Below are 19,526 nucleotides of genomic sequence, written 5' to 3' on the forward strand. Positions count from 1 at the left end.
CACAACTCCTCGCTGTATGTTACCTGACCAAACAGGGTTTTTTAGGATCGAATTTCCAATTCGGAATAAGATACTGCATGCCTGCGCTGTCGTCCCGGCCGCCAAGACATTGCTCGGTATAGAGTTCATGCGCTTTTCGTATCCGCTCCATATCGGGCTCGATCCCCAAACCGGGCTTTGCAGACAGTTCGATATATCCGTCTTTTATGGAAAGCGGTTTTTTCGTAAGGCGCTCGATACCTTCCTGCCAAATCCAGTGCGTATCGATCGCGTTCAGATTTCCGGGCACCGCAGCCGCCGTATGTGCGATCATCGCAAGCGAAATATCGAAATGATTATTCGAATGCGACCCCCACGTCATACCGAACTCGCTGCACAGTTGTCCGACCCGTACCGCACCGCGCATCGTCCAAAAATGGCAATCCGCAAGCGGTATGTCTACCGACTGAAGCTCTATCGAATGACAAAGTTCTCTCCAGTCCGTCGCAATCATATTCGTTGCAGTCGGCATGCCTGTTGCACGGCGGAATTCGGAAAGGATTTCTCGTCCCGAATACCCCTGTTCCGCACCGCACGGATCTTCGCAATACGTCAAAATACCGTGCATATCTTTGCATAATTCTATAGCTTCGGAAAGCGACCAAGCTCCGTTCGGGTCGAGCGTCATACGCGCATCGGGAAACGCTTTTTTCATCGATTTGATAATTTCGATTTCTTCACGGCCGGAAAGAACACCGCCTTTCAGCTTAAAATCTTTAAAACCGTATTTATTTTGTGCAGCTTTTGCAAGAGCTATGAGCGTATCGGCGTCCATGGCTTTGTTACGGCGGAGTTTGTACCATTCGCACGGAGAATCGTCTTCAAAAGTATACGGCAGATCCGTTTTTTTTGCGTCTCCGACAAAAAAGAGATAGCCGAGCGTCAAAACCTTTGTACGCTGTATGCCGTCGCCGAGCAAATGGGCGGAAGGAACTTCGAGAAACTGCCCGAGCAAATCGAGAAGCGGCGCTTCGATCGCCGTAACGACGTGAACGCCCGTACGCAAGTCGAAGGTCTGCAAACCGCGTACGTCTTCTCCTCCTTTACTTTTCAGATAATCCGAAACTTTTTTCAGCGTATTTTTATAATCGCCGAGTCCACTTCCTTCAACAAGCGATTTGCATTCTTCAAGTGCTACAGTAATTTTTTTACCGCCGGGGACTTCTCCGCATCCGACTCTCCCCGTACTGTCGGTTAAAATGACGATATTGCGCGTGAAATAAGGGGCGTGAGCCCCGCTCAAATTCAGTAGCATGCTGTCTTTGCCGGCTACCGGATATACATCCATCCGCTTTATTACAGGAATTGCACTCATCCGACTATCCTACTTTCCGATTTTCACATTCGTCATTTTTTCGTAGTATTTTGCAAGCGCACTGTGATCGTCTTTTTCAAAACCGTCGGCTTTCAGCGCCTGCATCATTTCCATAACTTCGGCGGTAAGCGGAACGGGAGAAGTCACCGCGTGCGCCGCGTTGAGCGCGTTCGTCAAATCTTTGATATGGAGTTCGATTCTGAAGCCGGGCTTGTAATCGTGCGCGAGCATCATCGGTGCTTTTGCATTCATAACGGTAGACCCTGCAAGGCCGCCCTTTATCGCTTGGAACACGAGTTCGGGGTCGACACCGGCTTTGCGTGAAAACATCAGCGCTTCCGCGAGAGAGGCGATATTGCAGGCGACGACGATTTGATTTGCGAGCTTTGCGACGTTTCCCGCACCGAGTTCTCCGACGTATACGACCGAGCCCGCCATCGCTTTGAGCACGTCATAATAGGTATCGAACAGTTCTTTTTTTCCGCCGACCATAACCGACAGCGTACCGTCTATCGCCTTCGGTTCGCCTCCCGAAACGGGCGCGTCGAGCATATCGACACCGAGCTTTGCAAGGTCTGCTCCGATTTTGCGGCTTTCAACCGGATCGATAGAGCTCATATCGATGAGGATCGAGCCTTTTTTGACCGTTTCCGCGATGCCGCCCTTGTCGAAAACGGCCGCACGCACGTGCGGAGAATTCGGCACCATCGTGATAATGACGTTGCATTCTTTCGCAACGGCAGCTCCGTTTTCCGCAGCCTTTGCCCCGCAGCCTACAACTTCGGCGACCGCGTCTTTATGGAAATCGCATACGACGAGTTCGTGTCCCGCTTTGATGAGGTTTTTGCTCATTGGCCTTCCCATAATACCAAGTCCGATAAATCCTATTTTCATATATACCCCCGAAATATAAAAATCCCTTTTCCTACAATCTCATATTACGGATATTTTTATATTAACCTTCCAAAATCATAAGGTATACCGGTATTTTTGTCAAGTAAATTTATATTTTTTTAATATATTTATATATATTTTATAAATTAAATTGATTTTTATGTATAATATCGATATAACATGAAAAAAAATAGATCAAATTCAGGATTTAGTATGAAACTGTGGGTAGTAAAATGAGAAAATAAAAATTACCGCACGTTTTTAAAAACACACGGTAAAACTATGAGATAAAAATCAACAGCATCCACTATCACGGAAGCCGCACGAAAAGCGAAATTTTCGGCGTCCCGCATCTTTTTGCAGTACGCGTCATTAAAAAGCGCCCTTACAGCGCGTCGAAAAAGCCCTTGGCTTTCAAGAGTTCCGCATTCAAAATGCCGCCGAGCGCGGCACCTCGTTTCGTATTGTGGCTCAGCGAAACGAATTTTACGTCGAACACGTTACACGAACGGAGACGACCGATAACACAGGCCATGCCTCCTTCGGTTTCGCGGTCACGCCTCGGCTGCGGGCGGTTTTCTTCGGAGCGAAGCACGATCGGATGAACGGGCGCGGACGGCAGCCGCAATTCCTGCGGAACCGAGCGATAGCTCTCCCATACGCGCGCGATCTCTTCGAGCGAAGGTTTTTTCTCCTGCGGTAAATCGAAGTCAAGGTTTACGCAGGCGGTGTGTCCGTCGACGACGGGAACGCGCGTACACGTCGACGATACGGCAGGACCTGCCGCATTGACGATTTCGCCGTCTTTGATCGAACCGAGTATCTTCAAGCATTCGCGCTCGGTTTTTTCTTCTTCGCCCCCGATAAACGGCACGATGTTATCGATCATATCGAAGGACGGCACGCCGGGGTACCCCGCCCCGCTGGTCGCCTGCAGCGTCGTCACGATCATACGCTTAATCGGATAGCCCGCCCGGATGAGGGCGTGGATCGGCATCATATAAGTTTGCAGCGAACAGTTCGGCTTTACGACGATAAAGCCCTTGTCCCAGCCGTAGTGCCGTTTTTGAAACGCGATTACGTCGAGGTGCGCCCAGTTGATTTCCGGCACGAGCATGGGCACATCGCTCGTCCAACGGTTTGCACTCGCGTTTGAAACTACGGGAATGCCCTCCGCCGCATAGCGCGCTTCGAGCGCTTTGATTTCGTCTTTGCTCATTTCAAGCGCACTGAATACGAACGCGCATTTGCCGAGCGCGCGCGGCGCGTCGTTCGCATCCTCGACGATAAGCTTTGCAACGCCCGAAGGAATGTCAGCACCGATGAGCCAGCGGTTTGCGACCGCTTCTTCGTACGATTTACCCGCGGAGCGCGGGCTTGCCGCAACATAGCTCACTTCAAACCACGGATGATTTTCAAGCAGCGCGATATAGCGCTGACCGACCATGCCCGTCGCACCGAGCACGCCTACCGGTATCTTTTCCATAACAATTTCCTCTATTTACGCAATCCGCACGCCGAAAGCGCTTCTTCGATAATTTTTTTCGCCTCATCGCTCACGTCGACGAGCGGCAAACGCACGCTCCCCGAAGGCAAACCTTTGACACGCATCGCATATTTTATCGACGTGGGATTTCCGTCGACAAAGGCCGCTTTGAAAAACGGCAGCAGGCGATAATGGATTTTCCTCGCCGCATCATAATCACCCGAAAGAGCCGCCTTTACCATTTCCGTAACCGGAGCAGGGGCCGCATTCGAAACGACCGATACGACGCCGTCGCCGCCGCATGCTATGAGCGGAAGCGTCATCGCATCGTCCCCGCTCAGCACTGCAAAATCGGGATGCTTCGATTTAATCGTCGAGATAACGTCCGTCATCTGCGAAATGCTGCCGCTCGCTTCTTTGACGCCCGCGATATTCGGCAAATCCGCGATGCGCGAAAGCGTCGGCGTATCGATATTTTTTCCGGTGCGTCCGGCAATATTGTACACGAGGATAGGAATGCCTACGCGAGAAACCGCTTCAAAGTGCCGAAATATGCCTTCGGACGAAGGTTTATTATAATAAGGAGTTACGACGAGTGCGGCATCCGCGCCCGCTTTTTTTGCGCGCTCCGTATAACGGACGGCATCGCGCGTATTGTTGCTGCCCGCGCCGAGGACGACGGGTACTTTGACACCCCTCTCTTTTTCGAATGCACGCACTTCTTCCATTACGACATCGATGATACGCTGCTCTTCGTCTTCATCGAGCGTCGGCGTTTCACCCGTCGTACCGAGCGGCACGAGTCCGTCGATACCCTCTTCCATTTGAAAATGGAGCAGTTTTCGGTATCCGTCATAATCGATCGAACCGTCTTCTTTCATCGGCGTAATCATCGCCGTAAATGCACCGCGTAACCGTATCATAATCGCCTCGCATTTTCGAATGATGAACGCATTATCGCACGTTTATGTTTTTTGAGCAATGCATTTTATTTTCGACAGCCGGTCGTAAAATCGACTTCATTGACAAGCGCTTGTCCGTTTGCAAAGCGCTTCAAATTATCAAGCGCGATCGCAAAGATGCGCCGAAAAGTTTCCGGTAAATGATAGCCGCCTGCAACATGCGGCGTTAAAATCAAATTCGGCGCTTTCCAAAGCTTCGAATCGACCGGAAGCGGTTCGGGAACGGTCACGTCGATTGCCGCACCGGCGATCAATTTTTCCGTAAGCGCTGCATAGAGATCGTCAGAGTTTACGGCGCTGCCTCGTCCCGCATTCAAAAAAAATGCCGACCTTTTCATACGGGAAAATCGCGCTTCGTTCCACATTCCCTCGGTCGACGCATTCGACGGCAAAACGGACGCTACGACATCGGCACGCTCCAGCATTTCGTCAAGTTTGTCGATCGCAGCGACTTCATCGAAAAAATCAAGCGATGACGTGGCCTTTCGTTTTATGCCGATCGTGTAAGCGCCGACGCCTTTGACGAGACGGGCAAAATACGTTCCGATATCGCCCGTTCCGGCTATCAAAACGCAGGCGCCTTCAGGCGTCGTCACATCTCCCATATCGGTCCATGCGGATTTGTTTTGCGCATCGCGATACAGGTGCAGCTTTTTCATAAACATGAGCATGACGGCGAACATGTGCTCCGCGACGGCTTGTCCGTATGCGCCGGTCGCATTAGTAAGTTTCGCGTCTCCGGGAAAAACGCCGGGAGCGATGTACGGATCGGCGCCTGCGGAATTGAGCTGCATCCATTTGAGATTCGAAGCATCTTTTAATAAAATCGGATCGGCGTTTCCGAAGATGATTTCGGCACTTTGTATGATTTCCTTTGTCGCTTCATTTGCCGCACAGTACACGAGTTCATATCGATCGTGCGACGCAGCTTCAAGCGCGTGCTTTTGTTCGGCTGTCAAATCCCACAGACATACAAGTTTTTTCATATCGACCCCAAATTAAAAACCTTCCGGCAGCTTTGCACATACCGTAAGCATATCGCCGCTTACCGGATGCGGAAACGAAAGCGAATACGCGTGCAGAAAAACCCGTTCCGCTCTTTCTCCGCCGTAGCGTTCGTCGCCGAAAATCGGCATACCGCAAGAAGCGAGGTGGATGCGGATTTGATGCGTGCGTCCGGTAATCGGCCGCGCTTCGATCTTTAATAATTTTTTTCCGTCTTTCGTGCATTCGCCGAGCACCGTAAAATCCGTACGCGCAAAGCGCCCTCGCCCGTCCCTTACTTCGCCCCACATACCGCTTCCGCCGAGCTTGCCGATCCGGCTTTCGACGCTGAAGCTCGTTTCAGGCGGCGCAAAAGGTTTTGCGGCAAGAGCGCAGTATATTTTTTGCACGCCGCCGCTTTCGAACAATTCGTGTATGCGCACATTTACCGAACGCTGTTTTGTAAAAAGCAAAACCCCGCTCGTCGTTCTGTCGAGGCGATGCATGATACCCGCGTACGGCTTGTTTTTAAGCGAAGGATTTTTTTTCCACAGCCAAGCGATGATGGCATCGTGCATATTGTCCCGCTTTCCCGCAATCGTCGGTTCGGTAAGAAAAAAAGCGGGCTTATCAACGATTATTAAAAAATCATCTTCGTATAAAATCGATTTTTCGGAAAGCTCGAAAGATATGTCGCCGTTTTGCTTTTCGTAAAAAAATTTTCCCCGATCGATTTTTACGGCGATATGGCTTCCTTTTTTTATAGCGTACGCGGGGATGCGGCGCTGCACGCCGTCAGAAAATACCGCGCCTGCAATAATGAGACGGCGTATTTTGGAATTGCTTACGGATGCTTCACCGCCGAAATATTGCGGGAGCTTTTTTCGCAAAAGCTCGTCGAGACGGGAAACTTCATCGGCGATAAAGAAAATCGTTTCCACCGCAGAGCCGCTTTTTATGCGGATTTTCCGCGCTATAAAAGAGCGATGCCTAAATCGGCACAATCTTTAATTATCTTCTTCGGCCAAATGCTCACCTGCGTTTCACCGATGTGCGCTTTTTTGAGTAAAAACATACACAAGCGAGACTGCCCGATGCCGCCGCCGAGCGTCTGCAGCAGTTCGCCTTTTAATAATTTTTTATGGAACTCGAATTTTTCGCGGTCGGTACAGCCCCGCTCTTTGAGCTGCGCTTTCAGCGATTCGGGAGAAACGCGAATGCCCATGGACGAAAGTTCGAGCGGCGCTTTCAGCACACCGTTCCATACGATGATATCGCCGTTCAAGCCGCGGTGTCCGTCGCCCGTTTCGGTAATCCAATCGTCGTAATCGGGTGCGCGTCCGTCATGAACGGAACCGCTCGGCATTTTTCCGCCGATGCCGGTTATAAACACCGCGCCGTATTTTTTTGCAGCCTTCGCTTCCCGCTCGTGCGGAGTAAGATCGGGATATTCGCGTTCCAAATCATCGGCATATAAAAGCGTAATATTTTCCGGGAGAGACGGCGCGATCGAAGCGTAGTGATCGTAAATATAAAACTCGGCGCGCTTCAGACAACGGTAAATTTTTTTTACGATTTCGTGCAGGTAAAACACCGTGCGATTTTCAGGTTCGATCGCCATTTCCCAATCCCACTGATCGACATACAGGGAATGGATCGCATCGAGCGTTTCGTCGGGACGGATCGCATTCATATCCGTGTAAATGCCGAAACCCGATCGCATACCGAGTTCCGTCACTTTCAAGCGCTTCCACTTGGCGAGCGACTGTACGATTTCCATGCGCTTGTTTTCCATGTCTTTTACCGGAAACGATACCGGCCGTTCGACGCCGTTCAGATCGTCGTTTACGCCGAGTCCGCTCTGTACGAAAAGCGGCGCCGTAACGCGCGTCAAATTCAATTCGGTCGAAAGCGCCGTTTGGAAAAAATTTTTTATCAGGACGATTGCGTGTTCCGTCTCTTTCGGATTCAGTATCTGCTTGTAATGCGCCGGCAATGCATTCATAAAACACCCGTAATTAATAATTATTAAATTATATCATGCACCGTGATAATCTATAAGCGTCGTAACGCGTATCGGATCGAGCACTTCTTTGTAGTGCAAATCGGCAAGTCCTATGACGCCGAAAAAGTCCGAAACGATCCCTCCGCCCTGTTCGATAAGACTGCGGGAAGCTTGGAGCGTTCCGCCCGTCGCGATCAGATCGTCGACGATGAGATAACGCTTTCCTTTTCGGATATCCGACTTATGCGCTTCGATTTCCGCTTGTCCGTATTCGAGCGAATACGCGCACGTATATTTATCGCCCGGGAGCTTTCCTTTTTTGCGCACGAGCACGAGCGGGATACCCATGCGAAGCGCAAACGGAGCCGCAAACAAAAAGCCGCGCGATTCGACGCCGGCAACCGCATCGATATTTTTATCGCGGTATATGTTTACCATGCTGTCGATACAAAACGAAAACGCCTGCGGATTGACGAAGATGCCGGTAATATCGTAAAAAAGAATCCCCGGCTTCGGAAAGTCGGGAACACGACGGATCGCGCCGTCGAGCACTTCAAGATCGGTCATAATTATCGATTTTAATGAACGGTCTGCACCTCGTCAATACGAAGGTTTATTCGTTTTTACGACGAAAGTTCCCATATTCATGCGCCGCGTGCGCACGTCTGCGAGGTAGGCTTCAAGTAAAACCGCATCGTTTTCCGCAACGGCTTTTTTCATCAGCGCAAGCTGCTTTTCAAATGAATCGATATGTGAGAGAAGTTCGTCTTTATTTGCGAGAAAAAGTTCCGTCCACAGCGGCGCGTTGATCATCGCGATGCGCGTCAAATCTTCAAAACTGCCGCCGCCGAATTCGGTTACGCTTTCGTCTTCGGCGCTTTTGACGAGAGCGGACGCGATGACGTGACAAAGCTGGCTCGTAAATGCGATTTTTCGATCGTGAGTTTTACAGTCCGTTTCGACGATGCGCGCAAAGCCCATCGCAGCGATGAGGCTTTTTATGAGCGCGACGTTTTCGGCTTTATTCGAAGGCTGCAGCATCAAAATATAATTCCGCCCTTTAAAATACGCACCGTTCGAATTGACGTAGCCTTCTTTTTCGCCGCCCGCCATCGGGTGTCCGAAAATAAAATCGACATCATCCCTCGAAAATTTTGCAAGGCCGTCGGCTAAAAACGTTTTGACGCCGCTTATGTCGGTGACGATAGATGCGCTTTTAAAATCGTTTCGATGCGCTTTAATAAATTCGAGCGTTGCGTGCGGATAGAGGCAGATATACACGATATCGCACTCGGAAAGCATCGCACCCGCTTCACCGGGAGCAAAGCCCTTATCGATAACGCCGTCGCGGACGGCAGCGTCGAGCGTTGCGCCAAGCGCATCGCACGCAAAAATTTTTCCGGCAGCGCTCGGCATATCGAGCACGTTCGAGCGTATCGCTTTTGCGACTGAACCGCCCATAATACCGAGTCCGACTATGCCGTAAACGGCGTCCTGAAGATTGCTCATTGCATTCATAATTTCCTCCACAAGCTGTGCGCATTATGCACGGTGCCGTTACACGCTTCGTCCTTCGATTTCCGCTCCCCGGGCAAGCGTTTTCATCAAAGAAGCGAATTCGTCCGGACGCAGGCTCTGCTCTCCGTCGCACAGCGCACGGCTCGGATCGTTATGCACTTCGATGATAAGACCGTCCGCACCCCCGGCGACCGCCGCCTTTGCAAGCGTCGGCACCATCCAGCTCATGCCGCACGCATGGCTCGGATCGATGATGATGGGAAGATGGCTCACTTTGTGCAAGTAGGGAACGACGCTCACGTCGAGACAGTTTCGCGTATAGGAATCGAATGTGCGCACACCGCGCTCGCAAAGTATGACGTTTTCGTTGCCGCTTGCCATAATGTATTCGGCGGACATGAGCAGTTCTTTGACCGTCGCCGCCATGCCGCGTTTTAATAAAATCGGTTTTCCCGCCTTGCCCATTTCTTTTAATAAATCGAAGTTTTGCATATTGCGCGCGCCGATTTGAATGATGTCGACGTCGGCAAAATACTGCAGCTGACGTACGTCCATCAATTCAGTGACGATCGGAAGTCCCGTTTCGATTTTTGCCGATTTTAGAAATTCAAGTCCTTGAGCGCCGAGTCCTTGAAACGCATAGGGAGAGGTGCGCGGTTTGAACGCTCCGCCTCTCAGCAGTTTTGCACCCGCCTTTTTGACTTCTTTTGCAATCGCGACGACCTGCTCTTCGCTTTCGACCGAACAGGGACCTGCAATCACCGGAACCGTATCGCCCCCGAAACTTACCGCACCTCCTCCCGTGCCGACGGCAATCACCGTATTGTCCGGATGAAAAGCACGGTTTGCCATTTTGTACGGAGCCGTAACGCGCTTTACGTCTTCTACGATCGGATCGGCGATGACGCTTTCGGTATCGAGCTTTGTCGTATCGCCGAGTAAACCGAGTATAGTCGCTTCTTCACCGCGTGAAACGTGTACGCCGTAACCCTTTTCTTTCCACTGCCGGATAAAACTCTCCATCGCGGCATCAGTCGCACCTTTTTTCAAAATAACGATCATCGCATACTCCTATAAATAATTTAAAAACAAAAAAGGGAACTCCGGAGAGTTCCCTCTGTTTACTTGCTTTCAGTAAAACACGCACTCGGTTTTTACGCCGGCAGGACTTCTCCGCATGAAGTGAAAAAACGATAATAATAATAAGAGTATACCCCGCGCAAGAGGCCGCTTGCACAAAATGAGCGCATATCGTTTTTTACGGAAAAACCGTGTTTCATGTTTTTACTCTAGCGAATAATAATTGCGTTTGTCAAGGGCATTGCAGACTTCGCATATATCGTTTTTCGAAGTCCGTGTAATACAATCGATTTACTTCAGCGCTTCGTCAACCGATTCCCCGACCGATTTGCCGCTTGTCACAGCCCTGCCGGCACCCGCACGCTTGCCCTACTCCAAAATCGCGCTGCCCGTATACAGGCGATAATAGCGGCCGCCCGACGCGATGAGTTCCTCGTGCGTACCGCGCTCGATAATCGTACCCTGTTCCAGCACGACGATTTCATCCGCATTTCGGACGGTGCTGAGGCGGTGCGCGATGACGAACACAGTTCTGCCTTTCATAAGGCTGTCCATACCTTTTTGAATGAGCAGTTCGGTTCGCGTGTCGATCGAACTCGTCGCTTCATCGAGGATGAGCACAGGCGGATCGGCGACGGCAGCGCGTGCGATCGCAATGAGCTGCCTCTGCCCTTGGCTCAAATTTCCGCCGTCGCCCGAAATAACGGTATCGTATCCCTTTTCAAGCCTCCGGATAAAAGCGTCCGCATTTGCAAGACGCGCCGCGGCGGTAATCTGCGCATCGCTTGCTTCCAAATTGCCGTAGGCGATATTGTCGCGTATCGTTCCGGAAAAAAGGTGAGTGTCCTGCAGTACGATGCCGAGCGAACGGCGCAGATCGTCTTTTTTAATTTTATTAATCGGAATGCCGTCGTACGTGATACTGCCCGAACCTTCGGCGACGTCGTAAAAGCGTGTCAAAAGATTTATCACCGTCGTCTTCCCGCTTCCGGTGGAACCGACGAGCGCGATTTTCCGTCCGGGTAAGGCGCGCATACGGATGTCGTGCAAAACCGTTTTTCCTTCGCCGTAGCCGAAACTCACGTGATCGAAAGCGACGTCGCCTCGCAATCGTATCAATTTCGTGTCGGAGGGATCTTTCCATGCCCATTCGCCGGTATAAGCGAAAGACTGCACCAGCTTCATTTTTCCGAGTTTATCGCGCGCTTCGCACGCATTGACGAGGCACAGCCTTCCTTCGTCTGCTTCGCTTTCTTCGTCGATAACCGCGAACACCCGCTCCGCACCGGCGAGCGCGTTCAATATGCCGTTAAACTGCTGACTCATCATCGTTATCGGCCGGCTGAAATTCCGCGTGTACTGCAAAAAAGCGGCGATAGAACCCAAGTCGAGCTTCCCGCCGATGACGAAGAGCGCACCTGCGACCGCGACGAGCGCGTACTGAACGTGAGAAAGATTTTCCATAAGGGGCATGAGCATACCCGCGTAAGTATTCGCGCGAGAACCCGAAGCGCAAAGCTCGCCGTTGAGCGAAGCAAAAGAGGTGATCGCTTCGCGTTCGTGGTTGAACACTTTGACGACGCGCAGCCCTTCGATAAGCTCTTCGACATAGCCGTTTACCCGTCCGATATTTTTTTGCTGATCGCGGAATGCGCCCGCGCTCTTTTTTCCGACAAAAGCGGCGAGCAGCATGATGAACGCAATCGAAACGACGGCGATAAGCGTGAGCGCGGGACTCAGCACGATCATCATTGCGAATATGCCTGAGACGGTAATGACCGACGAAAAAAGCTGCACCAAACTCTGACTGAACACATCGCGCAGCGTATCGATATCGTTCGTAAAGCGCGACATGATTTCGCCGTGCGCCCGGGTATCGTAATATTTTATCGGAAGCGTTTCAAGTTTTTCGAACAGATCGCGTCGGATGCGGAAAAGCACGTCCGACGAAATATGCAGCATGATACGAGAACTGCCCCATGAAGCGAAAGAGCCTGCGGCCAAAATCGCAAAAACGAGGGCAAGCATTTTAATAAATTTTATTAAACCGGGATTTTGTTTTCCGATAAGAGGAATGATATAATCGTTGAGAGCGGGTTTTATCGCATACGAACTTACGACGCTCGAGCCTGCATTTACGGCGATAAGAACAAATACCGCGATCCACAGCGCTTTGTATTGCGCCATATAAGACGCGAGCCGCCTTATCGTCGAGCACGTATGTTTCGGCTTCGCATAGCCTTTTTTTCCCGAGTCGTCCTGCCGGCATATCCTAGTCCCCTACCGTCCGCTGCGACTCGTACACTTCTTTGTAGATCGCATTCGATTTTAACAATTCTTCATGCGTGCCGAAACCGCTTATTTTTCCTTCGTCGAGCACGAAGATGACGTCGGCGTCCCGCACCGATGAAATGCGCTGTGCGATGATAATTTTCGTTATCTCAGGATGTGAAGTTTTCAAAGCGGAGCGTATGCGCGCTTCGGTCGCCGTATCGACCGCGCTCGTGCTGTCGTCGAAAATCAATATTTTCGGATTTTTCAACAACGCACGCGCAATACACAGCCTCTGCTTTTGCCCGCCGGAAATATTGACGCCGCCCTGCCCGAGCACCGTATCGTAACCTAACGGAAAAGATTCGATAAAGCCTGCAGCATCGGCCGCTTTGCACGCCGCAACGATCGCTTCGTCGCTCGCCTCTTTATCGCCCCACTTGAGATTTTCTTTTATCGTACCGCTGAATAAAACGTTTTTTTGCAGCACCGTCGAAACGCCGTCGCGGAGAGAAGTCAAATCGTAGCGCCTCACATCTTCTCCGCCGACCCTTACCGCACCGGCACTTACATCGTACAGGCGGGGAATAAGCGAAACGAGCGTCGTCTTCGAAGATCCGGTACCGCCGATGATACCTGCAACTTGACCGCTTGCAATGTGCAAGCTGACGTTTTCAAGTGCGAAACTGCCTGCGCTCTCGGAATAGCGGAACGATACGTTTTCAAAATCGATCGAGCCGTCTTTAATAATTTTCAGTCCGGCTTCGGGAGAAGCGACGGAGCTTTTTTTATCGAGCACTTCGTTTATGCGCGCGATCGACGCACGGCAAAGCACGAGCGAAACGAAAATCATGCCGAGCATTAAAAGCGACATGAGGATTTGCGTGATGTACGAAAGAAAACTTACGAGCTCTCCCGTTTTCATATCGCCTGCAATTATCATATTGCCGCCGAACCACAGAGAAGCGATGATCGTGCCGTACACGGTCATCTGCATGACGGGCCAAATCCACAAAACAACTTTTTCCGCCGAAACCTGCGCACGTCTTACGGCGTCCGCCGAAAAAGCGAATTTTTCGCATTCGAATTTTCCGCGTACAAAAGCTTTTACGACTCGGATCGCGATGAGATTTTCCTGAATGATCGTATTGAGCGCGTCGTATTTTGCAAGCATTTTTCCGAACCGGGGATACGCTTTCGAAGAAACGAGGGCGATGGCGATTATTAAAACCGGAATCGAAACGAGAAAAATCGATGCGAGGCGGCGATTTATAACGTATGCCATAACCGTACCCGATACGAGCATAAAGGGCGCGCGCACGCTCGGACGGATGAGTGTTTGATACACGTTTTGCGCATTCGTCACGTCAACGGTAAGGCGTGTGACAAGTGAAGCCGTTCCGAACTCATCGATATCGGCGAAAGAAAAATCCTGCACGTTTGCAAAGAGCTTTCGTCTGAGGTTGTACGAAAATCCCTGAGAAGCGGAAGCTGCAAAAAAGGCTCCGGCCGCACCGCACAAAAGAGAAACGAGTGCACAGCCTGTCATAATGCCGCCGGTACGCACGACATAAGCGATATCGCCCTGCGCCATGCCCACGTCGATGATGCGCGACATGATGTACGGGATCACCGTCTCCATGACAACCTCTCCGATCATCGTAAACGGAGACAAACACGTATATGCAATATATTTTTTTTCAAGCCCTCTGGTAAGATTCTTCAGCGTCGGCATGGCCGGAAGTATAGCACGGCAAAAAATATTTTACCATACGTTTTTTCGGCATACGTTCGTTCGCCAAATTAATAATTCGATAAAATCTTTTCGAGCTTTTCTTTTCCGATGATTTTCATAAAGCTTGCAAGCCGCGGCCCCTGCTCTTTGCCGATGAGTACACGGTACATGATACCGAAAAGCTCTTTCGGCTTAATGCCGCATCCGACGGCCGCGTCGTAAATCTTTTGCGAAAGCTCCTGCTCTCCGCTCGATTCGACAAAGGGCAGCACATCGCTTTTCATTTTTCCGACAACCTCTTTTTCCGCATCGCTTAACGCGACCGCCCCTCTTTCGATACGGAGTGCAAATTTAAAATCTTCCGGAGCGCATTCGGTAACCCAATACCACGCACACTCGCACCGCCGCTTCAAACAATCTTTTTGTTCGTCGCGTACGCCGTTCAAAGATGCGATAACCGCGTCGATATCGCCCGAATAGGTCTGTAAAAGCGTCGTGAGCATTCTGAAGCCGATTTGATACGGCATGACGTTCGGCATCGCCGGCTCCACTTGTGAAAGCAGGTAAACGCGCTTTTCGAGATTTGCGACGTCGTCGTTTTTCGCCTGTTCGAGACCCCACGCGATACGCTCGGTGCGGTCGTAGGCTTCGTACACCGTGATGACGTCGAGGTCGAAGCTGATCGCAAATTCGTGATCGACTTTGTTGACGGCAAAAATATAGCGCAGCACTTCCGGCTGGTAGACGGCGAGCGCGTCGGGAAGCGCGATGACTTTACCCTTCGACGACGACATCTTTCCGGGGATTCCCTTTAAACCGACAAAATCGTATTTCATCGTAACGGGCGCATCCCAGCCGTAGACTTTTTTCGAAACGAGCTTTGCCGTATCGTAAGAACCGCCGGGACTCACGTGGTCTTTTCCGCCCGGCTCGAACACAACTTTTTCTTCGTTCCATCTCATCGGCCAGTCGACTCTCCAGCCAAGCTTAAAGCCCTTCGACGTGCGGAGGTCTTCGGCCGCTTCGTGTCCGCATTCGCATTTGTACGATATGCCGTATTCGCCGTCGTAGCCTGTTATCTCCGTCGTATCGCGATTGCATTTCGAACAAAATACCGAAACAGGCCAATACGCGTCGTCCGCTTTCATCTTGTGTGCATCGTCGCGATATTCGTTCAGACACGATTTAATAAGCTCGCGATTTTGCATTGCCTTTTTCATGCCTTCGGCGTAGCGGTTTTCGCGGTAGCGCTGAGCCTGATATAAAAATTCGGGATGAATGCCGACTCTCGGAAGCTCCCGCTCGATATCGACTTCGTGATGGCGCGCATAGTTTTCATCGCGCCCTGTCGTATCGGGAACCATCGTAATCGGAAAGCGAAGATATTTTTTCAGTTCGTCCTGATTCGGCATATTCGCGGGCACTTTGCGGAACACATCGTAATCGTCCCACGAATAGATAAATCGCACGTTTTTGCCGCGGTCGCGCAGCGCGCGCACGACCAAATCGACCGTGATGATTTCGCGGAAGTTTCCGATATGCACGGTACCCGACGGCGTTATGCCCGAAGCGCAGGTATATAAATCGCGCTCGCCCCGCTCCGAAATGATATTGTCCGCGACGCGGTCCGCCCAATGACACAAAAGTTTTTTATCGACACCCATATTGTTTCCCGATTGCAATTTGTTAAATTAACAGCGCAAAAAATGCGCGGATTTGCTATCCTATCACGAGTGAAAGGAAAAGACAACACGTTTACTTTACCCGAGTCTCGTACGTCTTGCGCGATGTGCGCGTTTGCACGGCGGCGCATGTGCTTTTATATTTCGCATTTTGCGCCAAGCCATTCCCGCGCCGCACCGAAAGTGCTATACTCATTTTATGACAATAGCACTTATCTACGGCGGAAAAAGCGGCGAACACGAAGTATCGCTCATGTCGGGCGCGGCGGTCGCGCGGCACATCGACAAAAAACATACAATCATTCTCATCGGCATTACAAAAGACGGACGATGGTTTTTACAGGACGATGCCGAACTCGGCCGCGTGAGAGCGGACGCAAAGGCGGCGCTTAAGGTAACGGAAAAAGAGGGCGCTGAAATAAGGATCGCACCCGGAATGAAAAATGCGGCCTTTTCGGCAGGCAACAGGATACTCGATATCGACGTCGCGTTCCCAGTCCTTCACGGTACGAACGGCGAAGACGGCACGATTCAAGGACTCTTCGAAACGGCGGACATCCCCTATGTCGGCTGCTCCGTCGCATCGAGCGCACTCACGATGGACAAAGAAAAGACAAAGGTCGTCCTTCAGACGGCGGGCATTCGGATCGTCCCCTACGTTACGCTTCGAAGAGCGGATGTGCTCGATTCGCGCGCCTACGATGCGCTCGTAGAAAAAGCCGTCAGTACACTCGGCTTTCCGCTTTTTGTAAAGCCATCCGCGGCGGGCTCTTCGAACGGCGCGGCAAAAGCGGAAAACGCAAAGGCGCTTTCGGTCGCACTTGCGGACGCTTTTTTGTGGGACGATAAAGTGCTCATCGAAAAAGCGATAAACGCCCGCGAACTCGAATGCGCCGTCACCGGCAATACGACGGCGGCAGAAGGCGGGCGCGAAAGCGTTACCGTATACGGACCCGGTGAAATCGTTTTGACGCACGAGTTTTACGATTACAATGCAAAATACAAAGACAGCGACGGCGTTCGCATACCGGCGGACATAAGCGAAAACGTGCGCGAAAAAATCAGAAGCATTGCGCTGAACGCGTACAAAATCGTCGACGCGTCGGGTTTGAGCCGCATCGATTTTTTTCTCGACAAAGACTCCGGCGAAATCTATCTCAACGAAATCAATTCGATGCCGGGCTTTACGGCTATCAGCATGTTTCCGAAAGCCTGCGAAAGCGAAGGCTTGAGTTTTACCTGCCTCACCGAATTGCTGATCGAAGAAGCGATCCTCCGCCGAAAAGAGCGAAGCGTTTTAAAAACATCGCGCTGAGTGCCGTATTTTTGCCGCGCAAAACTTGACACACGAACGGACTTCGGACGAAACTTTTTTGCCATCCCGCCCTTCGCGGCTCGCTCACACTCGGCGTCCTCGCTTTGCTGCGGTCGCTGCTTCGCACCGCTTCGCGCGGGCGTAGGTTGCATTTTTATGCAATAAGCTTATGCGCCGAGTTCCGCACGGATCCGTTCGAGGATGTCGAGGGTTTGCAATCCGTCTTCGAGCGTCGATTCGAGCGGAGCGATTCCGTCGAGAAAATCGACGCAGCTTTTCACCATATTCGAAAAGCAGCGTGTCTTTTTCGGCGCGGAAACTTTTTTATCTTCGGCAAGCGAATAAAATCCCGTGTACAGCTTCGCTTTTTCCCTCCGGTAAAATTTCGCATAGCCGTTCCCGATCGCGACGGCCCCTTCGGTTCCGAGTATGTCGACGCCGAACGAAAAAAAACGCGATCTCCCGCTCATCGTAATCGTGATGTCGGGACAGACATCGGACGCGAAATGCGCGGAAAGATTTTGCACGACAGAGGGATCGCTTTTATCGCGATATATGCCCGTAATCGACATATTGTACAGCACGCTCCGTCTCGTTTCCGTTTTCGCGCTGTGCGAAGCGTCCGACAGCAAATACTGCACTATATCGACGAGGTGCGTGCCGTCGTGAAAGAGACTGTATTCGCCGGACGCTTCGTATTTTTTACCGTAGACGCGAAGGCCGGAGCAGAGTTCCGCGCGCACGCGCTGAACTGCACCGATTTTTTTTATGTAGGATTTTGCTGCCGCGTAGTCGTCGGCAAAGCGCCGCTCGTGGTTTACGAGCACGGGTACGCCGTATTTTTTCGCTTCGTCGGCAATCGTAAGTCCGTCTTTCATGGAGAGCGCGACGGGCTTTTCCAAAATTATTAATTTCGGCTTACTCCGTATCGCTTCGAGCGCCACTTCCAAATGCGCGCTTTCGTTGACCGCAACGACGACGATATCGGGATTGCAGGCGGCAAAGAGATAGCTCGCCGTATGATAAGAAGCCGCACCCCGGCAGTACCGTTTCCACGCCGCAAGTTTTTCGGCATCGGTATCGCAGCCTGCAATGATGCGTATGCGGGGATTTCCGCGGAGAGATGCCGTGTGGCTTGCCGGCTGCTCGCGTTTTTTATCGAAACCGAGCGTAAAACTGATCCTCCCCGTACCGATTATCGCTGCAGTATATTTTTTTTTACTGCGCATCTTTGCACCCCGTAAGAGCGGCTTCAACTGCATCGATTATGTAATCGGGCGTACTCGCTCCGGCCGTAATACCGACCCTTTTCATTTTAAAATAATCGCTCGGGATCTCATCCGCCGTTTCGATCAAATCGGCACGGCATGATTGTGCTCTTGCGGCAAGCAAAAGCCGCTTCGTATTCGCGCTGTTTTTGCCGCCGACGACGAGTACGCCGTCCACGTTCGGACAGAGCTTTAAAAGCGCATCCTGCCTCGCTTTCGTCGCGGGACAAATCGTATGTATGACGGTGAGCGAGGGACACTTTCGTTTTAACAATTCCGCAATTTTTTCGAATTCCGTTTTACTGAAAGTCGTTTGAGAAAGGAGCACAGCTTTTTCATTTTCCGAAAGCGAAAGCGTTTCGGCTTCTTCGACGCTTTGCACGAGTATGAAACGCTCTTTCGCGTACCCCGCAATTCCCGCGACTTCTCCGTGTTTTTCATCGCCTGCAAACAGCACCGTACAGCCTTTTTGCGCGGAAGAGGCGGCAAGCTTTTGACTTGCAGTAACGCGGGTGCAAGTTGCATCGACGATCGTGCAGTTCCGCTTTTTAAGCGTTTCGATCGTTTCAGGCGGCACGCCGTGCGCGCGGATGATGACGACGCTGCCGCATTCGGCTTTTTCGGCATCGTTTTCGCCGAGTACCGAAAGCCCCTGCTTTTCAAGCGCTTCGAGGGCAAAACGGTTGTGGATGAGCGGACCGAGCGTATATAGTTTTTTTCCGGGATTGTCCGAAATCGCCTTTTGCGCCGCATCGAGAGCATGGCGCACACCGAAACAACAGCCGAGGACATCGGAACGGATGACAGTCATAGAGGCAGTATAGCTTGAACGGCGAATTTAGTACACTGCACGCACAATAAAAAATGACGCGATAAGGAAATTTCGACTGCAGGTTTTTAGCGTCGCACGAAATACACAGTATAAAAAACCGCCTCACGCACCAAAACGCAAAAAAAATACCGCGCACTCCT

Annotated in this window: 16 protein-coding genes; 1 reads left to right on the forward strand and 15 read right to left on the reverse strand. The window is 51.3% G+C overall.

Features of this window, described 5'->3' with window-relative positions; genetic code table 11:
• Nucleotides 1-19: 19 nt before the first annotated feature.
• From H9I35_RS03300 to lysS, 13 genes are all read right to left on the reverse strand, one after another.
• On the reverse strand, nucleotides 20-1,327 hold the full coding sequence (locus H9I35_RS03300; RefSeq protein WP_252722705.1) for an enolase C-terminal domain-like protein: 1,308 nt from the start codon (nucleotides 1,325-1,327) through the stop codon (nucleotides 20-22).
• Between the two features lie 36 nt (nucleotides 1,328-1,363).
• The gene (garR, locus tag H9I35_RS03305) at nucleotides 1,364-2,248 is read right to left on the reverse strand and encodes a 2-hydroxy-3-oxopropionate reductase (protein WP_187420207.1); all 885 of its coding nucleotides are present in this window, start codon (nucleotides 2,246-2,248) and stop codon (nucleotides 1,364-1,366) included.
• 385 nt (nucleotides 2,249-2,633) lie between these two features.
• On the reverse strand, nucleotides 2,634-3,734 hold the full coding sequence (gene asd / locus H9I35_RS03310) for an aspartate-semialdehyde dehydrogenase (RefSeq protein WP_187420208.1): 1,101 nt from the start codon (nucleotides 3,732-3,734) through the stop codon (nucleotides 2,634-2,636).
• Between the two features lie 11 nt (nucleotides 3,735-3,745).
• Nucleotides 3,746-4,657: a 4-hydroxy-tetrahydrodipicolinate synthase gene (dapA, locus tag H9I35_RS03315; RefSeq protein WP_187420209.1), complete on the reverse strand. Its 912-nt coding sequence runs from the start codon at nucleotides 4,655-4,657 to the stop codon at nucleotides 3,746-3,748.
• A 65-nt stretch (nucleotides 4,658-4,722) separates the two neighbouring features.
• Nucleotides 4,723-5,682 carry a D-2-hydroxyacid dehydrogenase gene (locus tag H9I35_RS03320; RefSeq protein WP_187420210.1) on the reverse strand — a complete coding sequence of 320 codons (960 nt, stop codon included), beginning with the start codon at nucleotides 5,680-5,682 and terminating at the stop codon, nucleotides 4,723-4,725.
• A gap of 12 nt (nucleotides 5,683-5,694) precedes the next feature.
• The gene (locus tag H9I35_RS03325; protein WP_187420211.1) at nucleotides 5,695-6,621 is read right to left on the reverse strand and encodes an RluA family pseudouridine synthase; all 927 of its coding nucleotides are present in this window, start codon (nucleotides 6,619-6,621) and stop codon (nucleotides 5,695-5,697) included.
• Between the two features lie 32 nt (nucleotides 6,622-6,653).
• Nucleotides 6,654-7,685 (reverse strand): aspartate--ammonia ligase, encoded by a 1,032-nt coding sequence (asnA, locus tag H9I35_RS03330; RefSeq protein ID WP_187420212.1) that lies wholly within the window; start codon nucleotides 7,683-7,685, stop codon nucleotides 6,654-6,656.
• Between the two features lie 33 nt (nucleotides 7,686-7,718).
• Nucleotides 7,719-8,252 (reverse strand): adenine phosphoribosyltransferase, encoded by a 534-nt coding sequence (locus tag H9I35_RS03335; RefSeq protein WP_016521544.1) that lies wholly within the window; start codon nucleotides 8,250-8,252, stop codon nucleotides 7,719-7,721.
• A 33-nt stretch (nucleotides 8,253-8,285) separates the two neighbouring features.
• Complete coding sequence (locus H9I35_RS03340; protein ID WP_187420213.1) at nucleotides 8,286-9,203, reverse strand: prephenate dehydrogenase; 918 nt, start codon at nucleotides 9,201-9,203, stop codon at nucleotides 8,286-8,288.
• A gap of 39 nt (nucleotides 9,204-9,242) precedes the next feature.
• Nucleotides 9,243-10,265, reverse strand: a complete 1,023-nt coding sequence (gene aroF / locus H9I35_RS03345) for a 3-deoxy-7-phosphoheptulonate synthase (RefSeq protein ID WP_187420214.1) — start codon at nucleotides 10,263-10,265, stop codon at nucleotides 9,243-9,245.
• 387 nt (nucleotides 10,266-10,652) lie between these two features.
• Entirely contained in the window at nucleotides 10,653-12,470 is a 1,818-nt protein-coding gene (locus tag H9I35_RS03350) for an ABC transporter ATP-binding protein (protein WP_252722706.1), read from the reverse strand.
• 85 nt (nucleotides 12,471-12,555) lie between these two features.
• Nucleotides 12,556-14,289, reverse strand: coding sequence for an ABC transporter ATP-binding protein (locus H9I35_RS03355; RefSeq protein WP_187420215.1), 1,734 nt, complete (start codon nucleotides 14,287-14,289; stop codon nucleotides 12,556-12,558).
• Between the two features lie 68 nt (nucleotides 14,290-14,357).
• Nucleotides 14,358-15,953 (reverse strand): lysine--tRNA ligase, encoded by a 1,596-nt coding sequence (gene lysS / locus H9I35_RS03360; RefSeq protein WP_187420216.1) that lies wholly within the window; start codon nucleotides 15,951-15,953, stop codon nucleotides 14,358-14,360.
• A 217-nt stretch (nucleotides 15,954-16,170) separates the two neighbouring features.
• Here lysS and H9I35_RS03365 point away from each other — a divergent pair, with 217 nt between their 5' ends.
• The gene (locus H9I35_RS03365) at nucleotides 16,171-17,286 is read left to right on the forward strand and encodes a D-alanine--D-alanine ligase family protein (protein WP_187420217.1); all 1,116 of its coding nucleotides are present in this window, start codon (nucleotides 16,171-16,173) and stop codon (nucleotides 17,284-17,286) included.
• Nucleotides 17,287-17,453: 167 nt separating this feature from the next.
• On the opposite strand, the gene H9I35_RS03370 is transcribed toward H9I35_RS03365, so the two are convergent.
• Entirely contained in the window at nucleotides 17,454-18,515 is a 1,062-nt protein-coding gene (locus H9I35_RS03370; protein ID WP_252722707.1) for a Gfo/Idh/MocA family protein, read from the reverse strand.
• Nucleotides 18,505-19,365, reverse strand: a complete 861-nt coding sequence (ispH, locus tag H9I35_RS03375; protein WP_187420219.1) for a 4-hydroxy-3-methylbut-2-enyl diphosphate reductase — start codon at nucleotides 19,363-19,365, stop codon at nucleotides 18,505-18,507. The genes H9I35_RS03370 and ispH overlap by 11 nt, the downstream gene beginning before the upstream one ends.
• Nucleotides 19,366-19,526: the final 161 nt, after the last annotated feature.

This window comes from Treponema sp. Marseille-Q4132, from assembly GCF_014334835.1.
GTDB classification, from domain to species: Bacteria; Spirochaetota; Spirochaetia; order Treponematales; family Treponemataceae; genus Treponema_D; species Treponema_D paredis.